Origin of the sequence: Clostridium sp. DFI.5.61, from assembly GCF_024462915.1 — a bacterium.
Taxonomy (GTDB): domain Bacteria; phylum Bacillota; class Clostridia; order Oscillospirales; family Oscillospiraceae; genus Lawsonibacter; species Lawsonibacter asaccharolyticus.
The window spans coordinates 18,938-35,571 of sequence record NZ_JANGBZ010000012.1 but is presented as its reverse complement, the minus strand read 5'-3'; the positions used below and the strand labels follow the sequence as shown (position 1 = coordinate 35,571).

Here is a 16,634-nt window from a genome sequence, read left to right as displayed (position 1 = left end):
CTCATGGAATCTTCTGATCCATCCGATACAGATAAACCAATACCTCCGCCACTGCGTTATACAGCTCAGGCGGGATCACTTGGTTGAGGTCTGTGGAGGCATACAGCGCCCGGGCCAGCGGCACGTTCTCCACCACGGCCACCTTGTGCTCCTCTGCGGTACGCACGATCCTGGCCGCCAGTTCGTCCTGCCCCTTCGCCAGCACGATGGGCGCCGGGTCCCGATCCGGCTGGTAGCGCAGAGCCACCGCGAAATGGGTGGGGTTCCGGATCACCACGTCCGCCTTTGGCACCTGCTGCATCATTCTGGACTGAGCCATTTTCCGCTGGGTCTCCTTGATCTTTCCCTTGATTTTCGGATCTCCCTCTGTCTGCTTGAACTCCTCCTTGATCTCCTGTTTGGACATCCGGATCTGCCGCTCATAGTCCCACCACTGATAAAAGATATCTGCCGCAGCCAGCACCGCGAAGGCCGCCCCGATCTGCATGGACAGCAGGAAGCTCTCCTCAAACAGATGGGCACAGGCCGCCAAAAGATCGGTGTAAAGATATTTGGTAAACAGGTCCAGCACGTTGGTGATATACCGGAAAATCAGTATCAGAAGAACTGCGATCTTCAGCAGTCCTTTCAGCGCCTCCACAACACTGCGCAGGGAAAACAGCCGTTTCACTCCCTGCAGAGGGCTGATCCGGCTCAGCTTCGGCCTCAGGGACTCCCCTGAAACCAGCAGCTTTGTCTGAAAAAAAGTGGCCACCACCCCTGCTACTGCAGCCGCAGCCATCAGTGGGACCGCAGCCTTGACAAACGTTCCCAGAAGATGAATGAACAGCCCGCTTCCCTCCGCCGGGACTTCCATGGATGGCTGCGCAATGAGATCCATACAGTACCGCAGGAACTCATATATTTGTGCCGCGATCCAGTTGGCGCTCAGCCTGAGGACAAGGAAGCTGACCAGCAATACGACTACTGAGACTGCGTCATTACTGAAAAATATATTTCCTTTTTTCCGCTCATCACGCCGCTTTTTTGGTGTGGCTTTTTCCGTTTTCTGTCCGTCTGCCAAGCCCCATCACCTCTTCTCTCTTCCAGAGCCCTTCCCACTAACCGGAGCCTGCCATCACGGCCAGCCCCCGTCTCAGGCCAGAAAGCATATCCGCCTCTGCCCCCAGCAGGAATTCACTAAGGGGAGTCAGGAACAGGAAGAGCAGGATCAGTCCGATGATGACCTTGAGTTCCATGTTGATGACAAAGGCGTTGATCTGTGGGATAGCCTTCATCAAAATTCCCATTCCCAGCTCTCCCAGCAGTTCGGCAGCCAAGATCGGCAGGGCCATCTTTACCGCCAGAAGCATGGAAGAGAAAAACACCTCTGCCACGTAGGAGGCCGCTGCTTCCCCGAGGACAGCGGTGCCAAAGGGCAGGATCTCAGCCGAGCCCAGCAGAATGCGCATCAGGGTGTAGTGGCCGTTCTCTGCAAAGAAGTTCAGAAAAAAGAGGATATTCAGCAGGGATGCCGTCACAGACATGTTGGCCTGACTGCTTGCATCGTAGATCTGCGCCATTGTCAGTCCCATCTGAGCGTCTATGATCTCTCCTCCTGCCTGGACGATAGCTGCGCACAGCTGCATCAGAAAGCCCAGCACGAATCCCACCACAAGTTCCACGCCCAGCCGGACCACCAGTTCCACCACTGTTCCTGGCGGTGCTGGCATCGGCTGTCCAAGCCCGTAGACAAACACGGACAAAACCAGAATCAGGCCCGTCTTTGCGTACCCGGGGATATTGCTGCGGCCTAGGATCGGGCTGAACAGGACAAAACCGCTGATCCTGGCCAACACCATTTCAAATCCAAAGAGCTCTGACCATCCAACCATACTGTCTGTTCCTCACATCAGGGTAAACAGGTAGCGTGTAAAATCCTTCAGAGTCTCCAGCATCCAGCCGCCCGCCGCCAGAAGGATAAGGACGACCACGATCATTTTCAGGATAAAGGAGAGGGACTGCTCATGGATCTGGGTCACAGCCTGAAAAATAGCCACCAGGATCCCCACCAGCATACTCAGCAGCAGCAGCGGTGCCCCCAGCTTCAGCGCTACTCCCACGCCCTCCCGCAGGATATCGACTACGTCCATAACTCCTCCTTACTCATTGGAAGCTCCGCACCAGTGTAGAAAACAGCAGCTGCCAGCCATCCAGCGAAATAAACAGCAGCAATTTAAATGGCATGGAGATCATGGAGGGCGGCAGCATGATCATTCCCATAGACATCAAGGTGGACGCCACCACCACATCGATCAGAACAAAGGGAATATACAGGTAAAATCCGATCAGAAATGCGTGCTTGAGTTCGCTGGTCATAAAGGATGGGACAATGATCCGCAGAGGCAGCCCCTCCGCCTGTGCCCGTGTGGCCGGCATATCCGCTCCGGCGAGCTCACAGAACAGCTCCAGAGAGCTGTCCTCCGTCTGATCCAGCATGAATTCCTTCAGAGGCACCTTAGCTTTTTCATAAAACTCCTCTTGAGTGATCCTCTCTGCTATGTATGGCTCATAAGCGTTTGTCTGGATGTCACTGATCACCGGGGACATGGTAAACAGGGTGAGGAACAGTGCCATTCCCACCAGCACCATGTTGGGCGGATTCTGCTGCAGCCCAATGGCAGAACGCAGAAAGGAGAGGGAGATGATATACCGGGTAAAGGAGGTCATCATCACCACAATAGAGGGGAGGAGTGTGATCAAGGTAGTCAGAAGTAGGATCTGGAGCGTCTGAAAATTCTCTCCATTTACATTGATCAGCGCGTCCAAGCTCCCACCCCCTTATTTCCTTCTCTGCTGAAGCACACTTTTCAGGGCCTCCTGAAAGCTTATCCGCTGGCAGGCACCCTCCGGTGCTCCTTCCTGCTCCCACTGCCCCATCTCTTCCCGGTTCAGTGTCCTCAGACAGGTGATCCCGCCCGGCGCCGCACCCAGCAGACAGATCTGCTCTCCGGCCTGAACCAGTAGCAGCTTTTGATCCTTCCCCACCTGGATCTCTTCTAAGACGGTTACATGCCGCCCTTTCAGCCGCCCTGCTGCCGCCCGCCCCGCCACAACATATCTGGTAAACCAGTAGGACAGCAGCAGTACAGCACAGATCGCGGCCAGAGCCCAAACCAGCTCCAGTATTTCATCCCGCATTTTGCTTTTCTGATCAGGGTGCGCCCAGAATGGAATTGACCGTTTTCATCAGGCGGTCGTCCTTGAAAGGCTTGACGATAAAGTCCTTGATCCCCGCTTGTACCGCCTCCATCACCATAGCCTCCTGGCCCATGGCGGAGCACATCACCACATTGGCGCTGCTGTCCTTGGCCCGGATCGCCTTCAGCGCCTCCAGCCCATCCATATTCGGCATGGTGATGTCCATGAGGACCAGGTTGGGATGGAGCTCAAAGTATTTTTCCACTGCGTCCTTTCCGTCGACCGCCTCGTGGACATCGGTATAGCCGTTCTTCGTCAGGGTGTCGCGAATGACCTTTCTCATAAAAGCTGCATCGTCTACGACCAAAATTTTTGCCATGTCACATCATCCTTTTCTTCTAAATTTGATTGGTTAGTCTGCCCGTGTCAGCTCACTCAGCTCAGGACGCTTCAATACTTCTGTGATTCTGATTCCAAAGTTGTCGTCAATGACCACCACATCGCCCCGGGCCACGCACAGCCCGTTTACAAACAGATCCACCTGATCCCCCGCCAGTTTGTCTAAAACTACCAGGGACCCCTTGGAAAAGGTAAGGATATCTTCCACCTTTCGGCGCGTCCGTCCAATCTCCACTGACACTTCCAGCGGCACTGACATGATCAATTCCAGATTCTGAGCCTGCTCCTGGCCGATCTTATCCGCCACATCCAGGGGCGGCAGCTGGACCGGCTTCGTGTTGATCACCCGCGGTTCCCCAGCGTATGCCGGAGGAGCCGGCATGTACTGCCCCGCTGCCTCATAAGGCCGCGCCGAACTCTGCTGCGGCTCCGGCTGCCGGGGTGGGGCCGCCTGAGCTGCAGAGGGAGCCATTCCGCTCATCAACTGCTCGATCTCCTCCTGACTCAGCTTTCCGCTCCCAGAGGAAGCGGGGGGCGGTGCGGAGGGAGCACCTCCGCTCATCAGCCGCTCGATCTCCTCCTGGCTCAGCTTGCCGCTCCCGGAGGAAGCGGGGGGCGGCGCGGAGGGGGCACCCCCGCTCATCAGCCGCTCGATCTCCTCCTGACTCAGCTTGGCTCCGCCGGTGGAAGGCTCCGGCTTTACCTCTTCTTCCGATTTAGCTCCCTTGCCCTCCCCATCACTCAGATCTACGCCAAATCCGGCGATCAGCTCCCTGGCCAGGTCCACAGACATGACATTGACGAATTCACTTTTCAGCACATTCTCAATGCTCAGCATGAACTTGGCCACTACCACCATCCCGCTGTCATACTGGAAGTGTTCCCGCTCAAACTGATCCAGGTCATCCAGAGTGAAGGACTGGGGCGTAGAGATATTGACGGAGCGGCCTAGGAAGTCAGAGAGAGCGGTGGACGCCGCGCCCATCATCTGGTTCATGACCTCGCATACCGCGCTGATCGTCAGATCATTAAACTCGAACTCCTCATCTGATATCTCCGTTCCCATCAAGATCTCTACGATCGTCTTGACGTCGTGGCGCTTGAGAAGCATGATGTTGCTCCCCTCGAGGCCGGAGACATATTTGATCTCGATCCCGATCGCAGGCTCTAGTTCTCCCAGGGTAAATTCCTCGATCGGCACCACCGACACAGATGGAGTGGTGATATCCACACGGTGATCCAGCATATTGGAGACCGCTGTAGCGGACGACCCCAAGCTGATATTCATGATCTCACCAATGGCATCGATCTCCATTGGGCTGAATATATTTTGTTTCATGTCCCTACTTGTCCCTTCCTCCCTGATTGTGATAGGTCTCCCCTATCTTTACCGCCATATTGCTGCTCAACGTCCCCATTTTTCCGCTGAACCAAGGCTTTCCCCCAATATACAGGTAAATGGGCTGCGCTGTTGGGTGTCCAAGGTCGATCACATCACCGGGATGGAGATAATAGATATCCTGCAGCCTCAGTTCTGTGCGGCCAAGCTCCGCAGATATCTCCAGCTCGGAATCCCTGAGAATATCAAGGATCTCCTCTGAATTGTCCTCCCCGGCCCCTCTTCCCGCCTGATTGGCCGCGGCGATCCGGGCAAAGATGGCGGACAGCATGGAACCGGGCAGGCAGAAGTTCATCTGTCCGGAGCAGTTGGAAAATTGGATGTTGATACCGATGATGACTACTGTCTCATCCAGGCCGATCAGCTGGACCAGTGTCGGGTTGGTTTCCATGCGCCGGACTCCGAAGGACAGGTCAATGTAGTTTTCCCAGCTTCCCCCCAGCACGGAGATGAGATCCTTCACAATACTCTCATAGAGCTTCAACTCCAGATCCGTAAAATTATATCCAGCCGGAAGCGCAGGATCGACATCGCCTTCTCCACCCATCAGGCGATCCATCATACTCAGCATCAGCGAGGTGGAAAAGTGGAGCAGAACGGGCTGTTCCTCCGCCTGCTGGTTGTGCGCAAACTGCACATCTGCCAGCACCAGCACATCCCCCTCTGTCAGTGCGTTGGAAAACTCGTAATAGCGCTGCTCCTCCACCGACTCCACAGAAATTTCGCAGGTGGTATGCAGCAGTCCATTGATCCTGGAGTTAATTACCCTGGTATAATTTTCAAAGATGCCGCTGATCATTTTCATGCGGTCCTTTGTAAATTTCCTCGGGCTGTAAAAGTCATATTTTCGGTACTTTTTCTCTGTCGTTTTCTCTGCCGACGCTGCCAAATCCATCTCGCCGCTGCGAGCAGCATTCAGCAGGGCGTCGATCTGGCTTTGTGATAGAACTTCCGCCATTGTTTTCCCTCCCAGGCAGAGTATGGATCAGGATGCTGCGTTCTGCTCTTCCGGCTGGTACGCCGGGCTCGGCGTGCCGGTACTCTCCCGCATGCTGTAATACTGCTTGATATCATCGCCTGCCAAAGCATCCAGATCCAGTCCGGTGACGATCAGCTCCACCCGGCGGTTCTTTGCCCGTTCTTCCGGAATGGCATTGCTGGAAATCGGCCGCCACTGGCCATATCCCACACTGACCAGCCTTGCTGGGTCAATGATCTCTTTCTCCTGCAAATATACAGTGACCACTGTGGCCCGATTGGACGCCAGGAATCGATCCACTGTATAGTCATTTTCCTCATTGGCTGTCGCCTGCGCCGTATGGCCCAGCACCCTGATCTCATTGATGGAAGGGCCCACTTCCGCAATGGATCGGGCGACCTGGTCCAAAACTTCCTTGCCCTCGTCCAGAAGGGTATATTCATTGGGACGGAAAAACACGGTGTCATTAAAGGAGATGAACACATAGCCGTTTCCCTTCCCAATGCTCACCTTTTCCATCATATTTTCCTGCTGAAAATATTCTGCCATGGCCTGGTAAAGCTGTTCCATATCCCGGTCCACCTGATCCTGTGTCACGACGCTGCCCTCGGGCGGCTCCTCCATGCTCGTCCCGTTGACCACTGCACTGGGATTGAGTGCCTGGACCAGGGCGATCCATTTGGATTCATCCATTTTGGACATGGAGAACAGCATTACAAAAAAGCAGAGCAGAAGCGTGACCATGTCGCCATAGGTGTCCATCCAGTTCGCTCCGCCGCTTCCGCTTTTTTTCTTTCTCTTCATTCTGGGTCCCGCCTCCTTGAAGCCGCCTGAAGCTCATTTCTTTTTTCCCCGGCGTTTTTTGCCTCCGTCATCGGCTCCCTCTGCCGCCTCTCCGCCTTCCCGCTGCTTCTCATTCATAAAGGTCAGCAGCCGCTCCCGCAGGAACTTGGGATTCTCACCAGATTGGATGGCCATGATCCCCTCCATGATGATCTGGCGGCACAGGATCTCCTCCTCATCCCGCGCCGTCAGATTGGCGGCAATGGGGTTGAATACCACATGTGCCAGCAGAGATCCATAAAATGTGGTGATCAGAGCCACGGCCATGTCAGGCCCCAGGGAGTTCATATCCGCTCCATCCAGGTTCTTCAGCATATTGATCAGACCGATCAGAGTTCCGATCATGCCAAAGGCCGGTGCCGCATTGGACCCCCGCTCATACATGGCGATGACTGCCTGGTGCCGCTCGGAGGTCTGCTCGATCTCATTTTCCAGGATACTGCGCACCCGCTCCGGGTCATTGTTGTCCACCACCAGCATGATCGCCTGCTTAAAAAAGGAGTTTTCCTGCTCGTTCCCCTTCTCTTCCAGTGCCAACAGCCCATTTTTTCTGGCGATCTGTGCCAGCTCGGTCAGCTGATCCACATACACCTGCGGATCAAAGGTGTTGGAGTGGAGCATGATCTTAAAGTGCTTTGGCAGGGACCTGATCTGCTTGGGATAGCAGGCGACCACCACCGCCAGTGTGCCGCCGATGACGATCAGAATACTGGACAGGTCCACAAAGTTCGATAGGTTTCCAATACTGAAGCTGAATTGAAGTGTCGACATATCGAAACCGACCACAATTCCAAACACAGTAAAGAAAAAGGCCATCACAATGCCGACGATATACACAATATTCATAGCGCGTATCCCTTCTTTTCTCTATTGGGAGGCAGGATGCGGCCCCGCCTCAGCTCCGCCTGTCCAGAACACTGATCTCCCGGTGGATGTCCTGGACCTTCGCGTTATAGTCGGCAATTTTCTGGATGATCTCTTCTACGGTGTCCTTGACCAGATAATAGTCATGGTTCATCATAACGATTTTGCACTCCGGGATCAGCTCGATGCACTCGATCTGATTGTGATTGACCAAAAAGCGCTCATTATTCATTTTCCGCAATACGATCAAGATTATGCCTCCTCGCTTCCGGCCTTCCCCCGCCGGGAATCCGGCGGGGGAAGGCATCTGTTTACTCCAGCGGCGCTCAGCGCTTCATGTTGACCAGCTCTTCCAGCATGGTGTCGGTCACGGTGACGATCCGGGTGTTGGCCTGATAGCCTCTCTGGTAAACGATCATATTGGCAAACTCAGTGGCCAGATCGGTTCCGGATGCCTCCAGAAAGCCAGGTTGAAGGCTGGTCTTGCTGCCAGCGGCCAGCATGTTTTCAGGATCCAGGTCCGCATTTCCCAGCTTGTCCTGATTGTTCAGGTATCCCGTTACAGAACTGTTGGCCGTTCCGATGGTCAGCGTCCCTGCTGCGTCGCCCGCGGTGAAGTAAGGGCCCTCGGTGTGCTCCAGGCCATTGGGGTTTGTCACCTTTCCCAGTGCAATATAGCCCACAACCACCGGGTCCCCGGTATCATCGTTGACACAGGATACCTGCCCGTTGCTGTCGATCTTCAGGCTGTTATAGGCGATGCAGTCACCGGTGGAGTTCTCTGCGTCCGTTCCTTCCTCCGCCGGAACATTGTGTCCGGTGTCATCCACACCAGGGAACAGGGCGTCCCCCGGCTTGATATCTCCCTGGGCGGCGTCTCCCACCGCCTTCATAGGCAGGCGGATAGGGACCAGCTGGGTACTGATCCCATCTCCGTTCGTACCGGCCTCATCTGCCTGATCAGCTCCATCCATATTGCAGGTCACGAAGCCATATACCACGTTGCCCGCGCCGTCCACCAGGTATCCATCCGAGTCAAATCGGAAATCACCTACCCTTGAGAGGGAGAGAGCTTTGGCGTCCTCCGCGTTGTTCACATCCACATCCTTAGGCCCCACCAGGAAAAAACCATCTCCCTGGATAAAACAGTCGGTGGGCATCCCGGTGGACTCCAGAGAGCTGGTCGTCATATCCAGATCGATGGTGCCGATGCTGCATCCATAGCCGGTCTGGCGCGGATTGGTCCCGCCTACCATGTTTGTGCCGGCGGAACCAGCGGCCTGAGTGGAATAGATGCTTTCCCGAAAGGTGACGCGGCCGGGCTTATAGCCATAAGTATTTACATTGGCCACATTGTTGCCCACTGTATTCAATGCCTCCATGTGTGCCTTCAGCCCGGAAATTCCCGCGCTCATTGCTCCTGTCAATGCCATGCTTCAGATCTCCTTTGCTTTTGGTGTTCTCTGTTTCGCGCCGCCGGGGGCCCGTCAGTCGCACGTCCCCCAGGACATCCAAAAATGGTCCTGTCCTCTGTTTGTCACAGGATCACGGCGCCGTCAATGTTGGTAAATATGTTCTCCTTCATCTCATCCTGGGACATGGTGGTAATGACCCGGCCGTTTGGAACGTTGATGATAAAGGCAAGGCTCTGGTCAAGGGCCAGGATATTCGTCGCCCCCTTGGCCTCCGCCCGCTCCACAGAGTCCGTCAGCCGGTCCAGAAGATTGGGTGTCACCTCGATTCCCCTCTCCTCTGCCCGCTCCATGGCGTGCTTGGAAAAGGCGATCTGTCTTCCGCCCGTCCGTTCCAGCTCCTGGCGCAGAGCTTGTACAAAGCCGTCCCCGCCTCTGGCCTGAACGGCTCGCGGTCGGCCTATCCCGGCTTCCAGACTGGCCCCCGTGATAGATGCTGTACTGTCGATCACTGCGCTCACCTCCTTTGGATCAGCCGCCCCTGCGGCTCAGGTCTCGGGCGTCTGCGTATCTCCGCCCTCACCGCTGCCTCCCTCCGGCTCATCTGGAGTCTCCGGAATATCTGGCAGGGTCCCCACCGCCATGATGTCGCTGAGGGCGTACATCTCTCCGTCTACAAAGATCACTGGTACTCCCTGGTACGTCCCTGTCCCGGTGACGGTTCCCACTACCTCCTGGAGCTTTCCATCCTCGCCGTACTCTCCAACCGTCACGGTCTTTCCCACCAGGGAGGCCGCATAGGTCAGCGTGTTGGCGTCCACCAGCGTGTCAATGCTGGTCTTGACCGTGGTCATCATCTGCACCACCGACATCTGTACCAGCTGATTGAGCATATCCGAAGTATCTGTGGTGTTGTCCATGGTCTGATTCTGCAGCTGCTGGACCATCAGCTGCAGATAGTCGGTAAAATCCAGCCCCATGTCCTCTCCCTTTTGATGGATCTCATAATCCTCCATCCAGGAGTTGTCCGAGGAGCCGGTCTTGCTGCTGCCATAGACGCTGGCCCGCTGACTAGCCAGCAGGCTGTCCAGCGCCTGGGGCATAAAATCGCTGCTCACTGTGCTTTCCTCCTTATTTTCTTACACAGGTGCGGTCTCCTGCTCCAGCAGCCCCAGCTTCAGCTGATGAAGGAAGTTTTCCGACTCCTCCCGCTTCGGGTCCCGGTGCTGCTCCTGGGGCTGTCCATTCTGCCCGCCGCCGTTCTGGTCAGTCTGCTGCCAGCTCCGCCCGCTCTCCTGAGGGTGGGCCACCTCGATCCGGACTTCCTGCTGGCTTCCGTTCTGAAGCATGGAGCCCAAAGTCCCCAGGTGCTCTCGCAGGAGGTTGGCTGTATGTTCGCTCTCCGCCCGCAGCACCACATGGAGTGCGCTGCCCTCACTCCGGGTCAGCTCCACCACCACATTACCCAAGTGCTCCGGTGTCAGCTTCAGCTCTATCTTCTGGATCCCCTGGTCCGCTATGCTGCGAATGGTCCTGCTCAGTCGGGCATCGAACTGTTCTGACGTGGTATCCAGCACTGCGCCGTCCCCTACCTTTACGGGAGCGGCCTCCGTCCCCTGGAACAGCTTCTGATCGCCTCCGGTCTGGAGCTGTGTGACCTCCACATCCATCTTCTGGTCTGTGCCCGGCTGCTTTCCACTCTGCTCCGACTGCCCCTCAGGCTGCTCCATGTGCTGGCCTTCCGCCTTGACCTGGAGCTCCGCTCCTTGTCCTTCACCCTCCGCCTGTCCAGCAGAAGAGATAAGGGACCCAGGTGCAGCCTCCTGTTCCGCTTTTTGCGGCACAGCCGCTTCACCAAAACGCTCAATATTCTGCGGGAGTGCTGGCTCCGCAGCCTTCTCTCCCTCCACAACAGCATCAGCTGCCGGCAAAGCAGGCGCCTGTGCTGTTATCTGTTCTGCCTGCTCCGTTACAACAGCGCAGCCCACGAATGGCACGATCCCCCCGCCGGCCAGGACCGCACTCAAATCCAGCATCAGTGGAACGCCCTGTCCAGCTGCTTGAGCCGCTACATCTTCGTCCTTCTGCTCCGTCTTTCCGGTCTCTGTATCTTGGGACGGATCTGTCTTCTGAGGCTCCTGCTCCGTTCTTTCCCGGTCTGCCTGGGTTCGCTTTTCATTCAAAAGCGCCTGAAAATCCATCTTCTGCTCCGGCCTGCCAGCAGACACCCCGATATCCGGCAGGGTGCTCTGGGTGATCTGTCCGGCCAAATAAGCCATTTGAAGCGTCAAATCACTTGTATTCATCTTTCTCACCTCCTTTCAATGCTGAAAGTCAGAGCAGGCCGGCTTCCACCGCACGAGTATTGGCCACCAGTTCGTCGATCCGCAGTTCTTCCTGCCTCTGGAGTTCTTTCTCATAGCTCTCCAGCTTTTTTTCCCGCAGTTTTTCCAGTGACGAGGTGTCCTGCCTGGCCGCGATCATCCTCTTCCGCCGTTCTTCGGCCTCCGTCTGAAGCTGGTGCAGTCTGCTCTCCTCACGCTGGATCTCTCCCTCCAGCATCCGCAGCCCCATCTCATAGCCCATGGCGTCCGCAATGGTGATCCCCTCTGCCTCTGCCCTGCGAAACTGCTGATTCAGGCTCCGGTGGCGCGCCTCCGCTTCCCGCAGCCGCCGCTCCTGCTGCCGGACCCGCTGGATCGCCTCCGCGTATTCATTTTGAGCACCATCCAGCACCTGGCGCTTATACTGGAGGACCGTATCCAGACCGAATTGAAACCGCTTCATTTCCGTTCCATCCTTTTCACAGCAGCCCGCGCATTGCCTCCAGATCCTCCTCATAGGAGAATGCCTCATTCACCCCTTGGGTCAGGAATTGGTTGATCCCGTCAATCTTGCTGATCGCGTAATCCAGCCGCGGGTTGGTCCCCGCCTTGTAAGCACCGATGGAGACCAGATCTGCATTCTTTTCATAGATCCCCATCACATCCCGTACCCGGGCCGCCAGAGTCAGGTGCTCCGGCGCGACGATGTCATTCATCAGGCGGGAGATGCTTGCGTTGATGTCGATGGCCGGGAAATGGTTGCTGTTGGCCAGCTTTCTGGAGAGCACAATGTGTCCGTCCAAAATACCCCGCACGGTATCCGCGATGGGTTCGTTGGTATCGTCGCCCTCCACCAGCACGGTATAGACGCCGGTAATGGAGCCTTTTTGAAAATTTCCGCTGCGCTCCAGCAGCTTGGGCAGTTCCGCATAGATAGACGGAGTATAGCCGCGCGCCACCGGGGGCTCCCCCACCGCCAGCCCGATCTCCCGCTGTGCCATGGCGAACCGGGTCAGTGAGTCCATCATCAGCAGCACATGACACCCCTGATCCCGAAAGTATTCCGCGATCCCGGTGGCTACTGAGGGGCACTGCTTGCGCAGCATAGCCGGCTGGTCAGAGGTTGCCACTACCAAGATGGAGCGGCGCATCCCCTCCTCTCCCAGGTCCTTTTCCATAAACTCCAGAACCTCGCGTCCCCGCTCCCCCACCAGGGCGATAACATTGATGTCCGCTTTCACATTTTTCGCGATCATCCCCATCAGTGTGCTTTTGCCTACACCAGATCCCGCAAAGATACCGATGCGCTGTCCCTTCCCGATGGTCAGCATGCTGTCTATCGCCTTCACGCCAAACTCCATCCGCTCCCGGATAGGGGGGCGTGACATGGGATTGATATACTGGTTCCGTTCCACACAGAAGGACGTACCTCCATGGAAGGGTCCCTTTCCATCAATGGGCTGTCCCAGTGCGTTAATCACCCGCCCTTTGAGAAAGGCTCCCATCATCAGGCTCAGCCTGCGGCCGGTATTGCGGACAAAATTTCCCGAAGAGATCCCGCTCATGTCGGAGTAGGGCATCAGCAGCATCCTGTCGTTCTTGAAGCCCACTACCTCCGCCAGGACCTGTCCACCGGATTCTCCGTTGTAAATCTGACAGATGTCGCCCACCGCCGCCCGGCCTCCCGATGCCTCGATAGACATGCCCACAATATTTTCAATTTTTCCGGTATAGCTGATGGTCTCCGCCTTTCGGACCTGCTGGATCTTGTCTTCAAACATGGAATCTGTGCCCTTTCCGCTGTCCCGGCTGTCAGCCTCCGCTGAGAACGTCCCGGATGTTGTTCAGCTGCGTGGACGCACTGGCGTCTATGATCTCGTCCGGCATCTCGATGATACAGGCACCCAGCTCATCATCTGACATAGGGATGATCTTGATATGCTCTGAGAGCCCCGCCAGCGCTGTGGTAAGCTCTGGGGTGATCTGGGCCAGATCCCTGGCCTCATATCCCCCCACATAGATATGCACCCACTCCCGGCGCTTCAGCTTTTCTGTCGCCACCTGGATCATACGGGCGATCACATCCCGGCTGGTCCGCAGACTGATGTGGATGACCTTCTCCGCTACTGCCAGGCTCAGCTCACACAGTTCATTCTGGGCCTGCTCCAGCAGCGAATCCCGCGCTGCCGCCGCCTGCTCCAGAAAGCTGCGGATACGCTCTGCCTCCTGTTTCCGATGCTCTTCTATCTGGGCCGCGCCCTCCACCCGGGCCTGCCGCAGTCCCTCTCCGTAGCCCTGCCGGTAGCCGTCCGCTCTGGCCAGCTCCTTCTCGGCCTCCGCCTCCTGCCGGATGTGCTGCCGCTCCTGTTCTAAAAGCTCCTCCGCCTGTTGCCGGGCATCCTCCAAGATCTTCTCCGCCTGGATCTTGGCGTAATTCAGGGCATCCGCCGCCGCAGTATGGGGCGCTTCCGGCTCCTGCTCCTGGAGCGGCGTTTCCTCCGCCTGTTCCCCCTCGGGCTCCGGGCTCTCCTCCACCTGGAGGCTCTCTGCATCCGGAAATACATAGGAGTTGACAGCCGGCTTCAGGAAGCTCTTAAAAATATTAGGCAATGATATCGTCCTTTCCGCCCTTGAGGATGATCAGCTCGCTGCGTTCCTCCAAGTCCCGGATGATCCCAACAATGCGCTGCTGGGCCTCCTCCACGTCCCGGATGCGGACATTGCTGGTAATCTCCAGATCCTCCCGGATGCTCTGCGCCATGCGGGCCGACATATTGGTGAAAATTTTGTTGGCCACATCGCTGTTTGCGCCCTTGAGCGCCAGCACCAGATCTCTGGGATCGCAGTCCCGGACAAACCGCTGCACCGAACGGTCATCCATGGTAACGATGTCCTCAAACACAAACATGCGCTTGCGGATCTCATCCGCCAGAGGCTCGTTGTACTCGGCCAGGCGGTCAAAGATGTTTTTCTCGCTGGAGCGGTCCAGATTGTTCATCACATCCGCCACAAAGTCTACTCCGCCCACCTTTACATTGCTGGCTGTCATCAGGCTGGAGAACTTCTTCTCCATCTCCGCCTCGATGATTTTTACCGCAGTGGGGGAGGCACTCTCCATATTGGCCATATTCTCAATCACCCGGACCTGCCGCTCGTCATCCAGCTCCTCGATCACGGCTGCTGATTTCTCCGCATCCACATAGGACAGCACCAGCGCGATGGTCTGCGGTCTCTCATGCTGCAAAGCCGCATACAGGGACTTCTCATCCGCCTTGTTCAAAAAGGCGAATTCTCGGTTTTTCAGCGACTTGGTCACCTTCTCCAGCAGGCTGGTAGCCGTCTGCTGGCCAAACGCCTTTTCCAGTACAGCCCTGGCGTATTCCAGGCCGCCCTCTGTCACCGCCTTGTTGGTCATGCACATCTGGTAGTACTCAGTCAGTACGTCTTCAGTGGCGCTGGAATCCAGATAACCCAGTTTTGCCACCTCCAGGGTAATCTGTTCCACGTCCTCCGGGTCCATGTACTGATAGAGCTGGGATGCCTTGTCTGTGCCCAGGGAGACGATCACCGCTGCCGCTTTCTGTTGCCTAGTCAGCCTGGGATGGGCGGTGCCTCCCTTGGATATAGGTTCGCTCATCCCGCGTCATCTCCTTCCCGCAGCCAGTTTTTCACCATCTGAGCCGCAATTTCCGGATTTTCCTCCGCAAATTTCCGCACATCCCTCCGCAGCTCCAAGCTCTTTTCCGTCTTCATATCCATGATATCGGCCCCCTCGGGAGCAGGCGCCGGGATCTCCTCCGCCCTCTGGACCGTCTGCACTCCATCCAGCTTCTTTCGGCGCTTTGACCGCCTGCGGATCAGCAGGACTACCATCAGGAGGATCACAAATACACCCAGCCCGGCCAGCGCCGCATAGAGCATCCATGCCGGAACGCCATCCGGCACCGGGATCGGCGCCGTTCCCTCCTGATAGAAGGGTTGGATCAGAATGGATATCTTTTCATTCTGGAGCTCTGTGCCGATTCCGGCCGCCCGGGCCACATGGGGATAGAGGCTGTTTGCGCTGGCACCCCCCGCCGCCGATTGGTTAATGGTGACAGACACCATCACATCCGCCACAGTTCCGGCCAGATGCTCCACCTGGACCTTCTCCGTGTCCACCAGGCTGTGCTCCTCACCGCTGTTAGAGATGAGCACCTCATCCCCGTTGGCATTCAGCTGCTCCTGAACATAGGTATTCAGATCTGCGTTTGAAGGGGTCCCGACCGTACCCCCGGCCGTCTCGTCTCCCCCCCGGATGATCTCCTGCTCGAAGACCCGGTCTCCGATGATGCCCTCTCCATCTTCCTCACCGCTGTAGTTGGTGGAATCGGTATAGGTCCGGTCCATGTTTACGATGCTGTTAACGCTCACCCGGATGTTTTCTTCCCCAAACAAGGGGATCAGAACCTGCATCACCTGGGTGCGGATCTTGTTGTTTGTCTGCTCTTCCAGGCGCATCTTCAGCGCAGAGATGTCCTGTACATCGGTGATCCCGTCCTGGGCAGTATAGTTGTTGCCGAACTGGTCCTCAATGGCCACAGCGTCGATGCTCAGTCCCTGAACCGCATGGCTGACCGCATTGCGGATCGCCTTCACCTGCCCGTCTGTGAGGGAGGCCCCTTCCTCCATGGTCACAATCACTGTGGCGCGGGCCTCCACCACATTGCCGCTGTCCAGCACATAGGTATGATCCTCTCCAGGCGTGATAAAGACTGCTGCGTCCCGCACAGAGGAAAAATTGCGGATCACGCCCGCCAGCCTGTCCTGTAAGTCATACAGTGCCAACTGACTGCGCTCTGATTCTGTGGTCAGACTGCTCACGTGGTCCAGATACATGGAATAACCCGACCCGGAGTTTGGATAGCCCTCTATCAGAAGTGCCGCCTTCAGCTGCTCCTCCTGACTTTCCGGAACCAGGACCGTGTCCTCCCCCTGGATCTGGTAATCCGTCACCCCGTTATCAGACAGATAGGAGACGATCGCGGTCAGATCCGTCTGGTTCAGCCCGGTAAAAAGGACTGTATAGGGCTGGTTCAGGCTCACAGCCAGTACCAGAGCAATCACCACAAGGACCGCAGCCGCTCCGGCCCCTAAAAGGATCTTTGTTTTTTTTGCCGCAGACAGCCACCACTGTTTGATCTTCTGGAAGAATCCCTTTACCTTCTCTTGCACTGCTTACTCCCTCCGGCTCC

At 56.6% G+C, this 16,634-nt stretch carries 20 protein-coding genes; all 20 read right to left on the bottom strand.

Annotation, left to right across the window (positions count from 1 at the left end; translation table 11 throughout):
- Position 1: 1 nt before the first annotated feature.
- Positions 2-1,063, bottom strand: a complete 1,062-nt coding sequence (flhB, locus tag NE584_RS08130; RefSeq protein WP_256182577.1) for a flagellar biosynthesis protein FlhB — start codon at positions 1,061-1,063, stop codon at positions 2-4.
- A 37-nt stretch (positions 1,064-1,100) separates the two neighbouring features.
- Positions 1,101-1,874, bottom strand: a complete 774-nt coding sequence (locus tag NE584_RS08125) for a flagellar biosynthetic protein FliR (protein WP_050625234.1) — start codon at positions 1,872-1,874, stop codon at positions 1,101-1,103.
- A gap of 12 nt (positions 1,875-1,886) precedes the next feature.
- Positions 1,887-2,132, bottom strand: coding sequence for a flagellar biosynthetic protein FliQ (locus NE584_RS08120; RefSeq protein ID WP_050625235.1), 246 nt, complete (start codon positions 2,130-2,132; stop codon positions 1,887-1,889).
- Positions 2,133-2,145: 13 nt separating this feature from the next.
- On the bottom strand, positions 2,146-2,808 hold the full coding sequence (gene fliP, locus NE584_RS08115; RefSeq protein ID WP_050625236.1) for a flagellar type III secretion system pore protein FliP: 663 nt from the start codon (positions 2,806-2,808) through the stop codon (positions 2,146-2,148).
- Positions 2,809-2,820: 12 nt separating this feature from the next.
- Positions 2,821-3,180, bottom strand: a complete 360-nt coding sequence (locus NE584_RS08110; RefSeq protein ID WP_050625237.1) for a flagellar biosynthetic protein FliO — start codon at positions 3,178-3,180, stop codon at positions 2,821-2,823.
- Positions 3,181-3,193: 13 nt separating this feature from the next.
- On the bottom strand, positions 3,194-3,559 hold the full coding sequence (locus NE584_RS08105; RefSeq protein WP_050625238.1) for a response regulator: 366 nt from the start codon (positions 3,557-3,559) through the stop codon (positions 3,194-3,196).
- A 33-nt stretch (positions 3,560-3,592) separates the two neighbouring features.
- Complete coding sequence (gene fliN / locus NE584_RS08100; protein ID WP_050625239.1) at positions 3,593-4,918, bottom strand: flagellar motor switch protein FliN; 1,326 nt, start codon at positions 4,916-4,918, stop codon at positions 3,593-3,595.
- A 4-nt stretch (positions 4,919-4,922) separates the two neighbouring features.
- On the bottom strand, positions 4,923-5,936 hold the full coding sequence (locus NE584_RS08095) for a flagellar motor switch protein FliM (protein WP_050625240.1): 1,014 nt from the start codon (positions 5,934-5,936) through the stop codon (positions 4,923-4,925).
- A gap of 27 nt (positions 5,937-5,963) precedes the next feature.
- Complete coding sequence (locus tag NE584_RS08090; protein ID WP_050625241.1) at positions 5,964-6,761, bottom strand: flagellar motor protein MotB; 798 nt, start codon at positions 6,759-6,761, stop codon at positions 5,964-5,966.
- Between the two features lie 33 nt (positions 6,762-6,794).
- Positions 6,795-7,646, bottom strand: coding sequence for a motility protein A (locus NE584_RS08085; protein WP_108979520.1), 852 nt, complete (start codon positions 7,644-7,646; stop codon positions 6,795-6,797).
- A gap of 49 nt (positions 7,647-7,695) precedes the next feature.
- Positions 7,696-7,914, bottom strand: a complete 219-nt coding sequence (locus NE584_RS08080) for a flagellar FlbD family protein (protein WP_050625243.1) — start codon at positions 7,912-7,914, stop codon at positions 7,696-7,698.
- Positions 7,915-7,990: 76 nt separating this feature from the next.
- Positions 7,991-9,097: a flagellar hook-basal body complex protein gene (locus NE584_RS08075; protein WP_050625244.1), complete on the bottom strand. Its 1,107-nt coding sequence runs from the start codon at positions 9,095-9,097 to the stop codon at positions 7,991-7,993.
- Between the two features lie 104 nt (positions 9,098-9,201).
- A complete protein-coding gene (locus NE584_RS08070) occupies positions 9,202-9,588 on the bottom strand; it encodes a TIGR02530 family flagellar biosynthesis protein (RefSeq protein WP_242850369.1) in 387 nt (128 codons plus the stop codon).
- Between the two features lie 36 nt (positions 9,589-9,624).
- Positions 9,625-10,194 (bottom strand): flagellar hook capping FlgD N-terminal domain-containing protein, encoded by a 570-nt coding sequence (locus NE584_RS08065; protein WP_050625245.1) that lies wholly within the window; start codon positions 10,192-10,194, stop codon positions 9,625-9,627.
- Between the two features lie 21 nt (positions 10,195-10,215).
- A complete protein-coding gene (locus NE584_RS08060; RefSeq protein ID WP_256182576.1) occupies positions 10,216-11,382 on the bottom strand; it encodes a flagellar hook-length control protein FliK in 1,167 nt (388 codons plus the stop codon).
- A gap of 28 nt (positions 11,383-11,410) precedes the next feature.
- Complete coding sequence (fliJ, locus tag NE584_RS08055; RefSeq protein WP_050625247.1) at positions 11,411-11,863, bottom strand: flagellar export protein FliJ; 453 nt, start codon at positions 11,861-11,863, stop codon at positions 11,411-11,413.
- 16 nt (positions 11,864-11,879) lie between these two features.
- On the bottom strand, positions 11,880-13,181 hold the full coding sequence (locus NE584_RS08050) for a FliI/YscN family ATPase (RefSeq protein WP_050625248.1): 1,302 nt from the start codon (positions 13,179-13,181) through the stop codon (positions 11,880-11,882).
- 31 nt (positions 13,182-13,212) lie between these two features.
- Positions 13,213-14,010, bottom strand: a complete 798-nt coding sequence (locus NE584_RS08045; protein ID WP_108979522.1) for a FliH/SctL family protein — start codon at positions 14,008-14,010, stop codon at positions 13,213-13,215.
- Positions 14,003-15,037: a flagellar motor switch protein FliG gene (gene fliG, locus NE584_RS08040; protein ID WP_050625250.1), complete on the bottom strand. Its 1,035-nt coding sequence runs from the start codon at positions 15,035-15,037 to the stop codon at positions 14,003-14,005. The genes NE584_RS08045 and fliG overlap by 8 nt, the downstream gene beginning before the upstream one ends.
- Positions 15,034-16,614, bottom strand: coding sequence for a flagellar M-ring protein FliF C-terminal domain-containing protein (locus tag NE584_RS08035; protein ID WP_256182575.1), 1,581 nt, complete (start codon positions 16,612-16,614; stop codon positions 15,034-15,036). Before NE584_RS08035 ends, fliG begins: the two co-directional genes overlap by 4 nt.
- Between the last annotated feature and the right edge of the window lie 20 nt (positions 16,615-16,634).

Bases quoted from the DNA above. Each gene is read 5' to 3' on its own strand.
- NE584_RS08125 (WP_050625234.1), bottom strand. From the start codon at position 1,874: ATGGTTGGATGGTCAGAGCTCTTTGGATTTGAAATGGTGTTGGCCAGG.
- NE584_RS08120 (WP_050625235.1), bottom strand. From the start codon at position 2,132: ATGGACGTAGTCGATATCCTGCGGGAGGGCGTGGGAGTAGCGCTGAAG.
- NE584_RS08110 (WP_050625237.1), bottom strand. From the start codon at position 3,180: ATGCGGGATGAAATACTGGAGCTGGTTTGGGCTCTGGCCGCGATCTGT.
- NE584_RS08105 (WP_050625238.1), bottom strand. From the start codon at position 3,559: ATGGCAAAAATTTTGGTCGTAGACGATGCAGCTTTTATGAGAAAGGTC.
- fliN (WP_050625239.1), bottom strand. From the start codon at position 4,918: ATGAAACAAAATATATTCAGCCCAATGGAGATCGATGCCATTGGTGAG.
- NE584_RS08095 (WP_050625240.1), bottom strand. From the start codon at position 5,936: ATGGCGGAAGTTCTATCACAAAGCCAGATCGACGCCCTGCTGAATGCT.
- NE584_RS08090 (WP_050625241.1), bottom strand. From the start codon at position 6,761: ATGAAGAGAAAGAAAAAAAGCGGAAGCGGCGGAGCGAACTGGATGGAC.
- NE584_RS08085 (WP_108979520.1), bottom strand. From the start codon at position 7,646: ATGAATATTGTGTATATCGTCGGCATTGTGATGGCCTTTTTCTTTACT.
- NE584_RS08075 (WP_050625244.1), bottom strand. From the start codon at position 9,097: ATGGCATTGACAGGAGCAATGAGCGCGGGAATTTCCGGGCTGAAGGCA.
- NE584_RS08060 (WP_256182576.1), bottom strand. From the start codon at position 11,382: ATGAATACAAGTGATTTGACGCTTCAAATGGCTTATTTGGCCGGACAG.
- fliJ (WP_050625247.1), bottom strand. From the start codon at position 11,863: ATGAAGCGGTTTCAATTCGGTCTGGATACGGTCCTCCAGTATAAGCGC.
- NE584_RS08050 (WP_050625248.1), bottom strand. From the start codon at position 13,181: ATGTTTGAAGACAAGATCCAGCAGGTCCGAAAGGCGGAGACCATCAGC.
- fliG (WP_050625250.1), bottom strand. From the start codon at position 15,037: ATGAGCGAACCTATATCCAAGGGAGGCACCGCCCATCCCAGGCTGACT.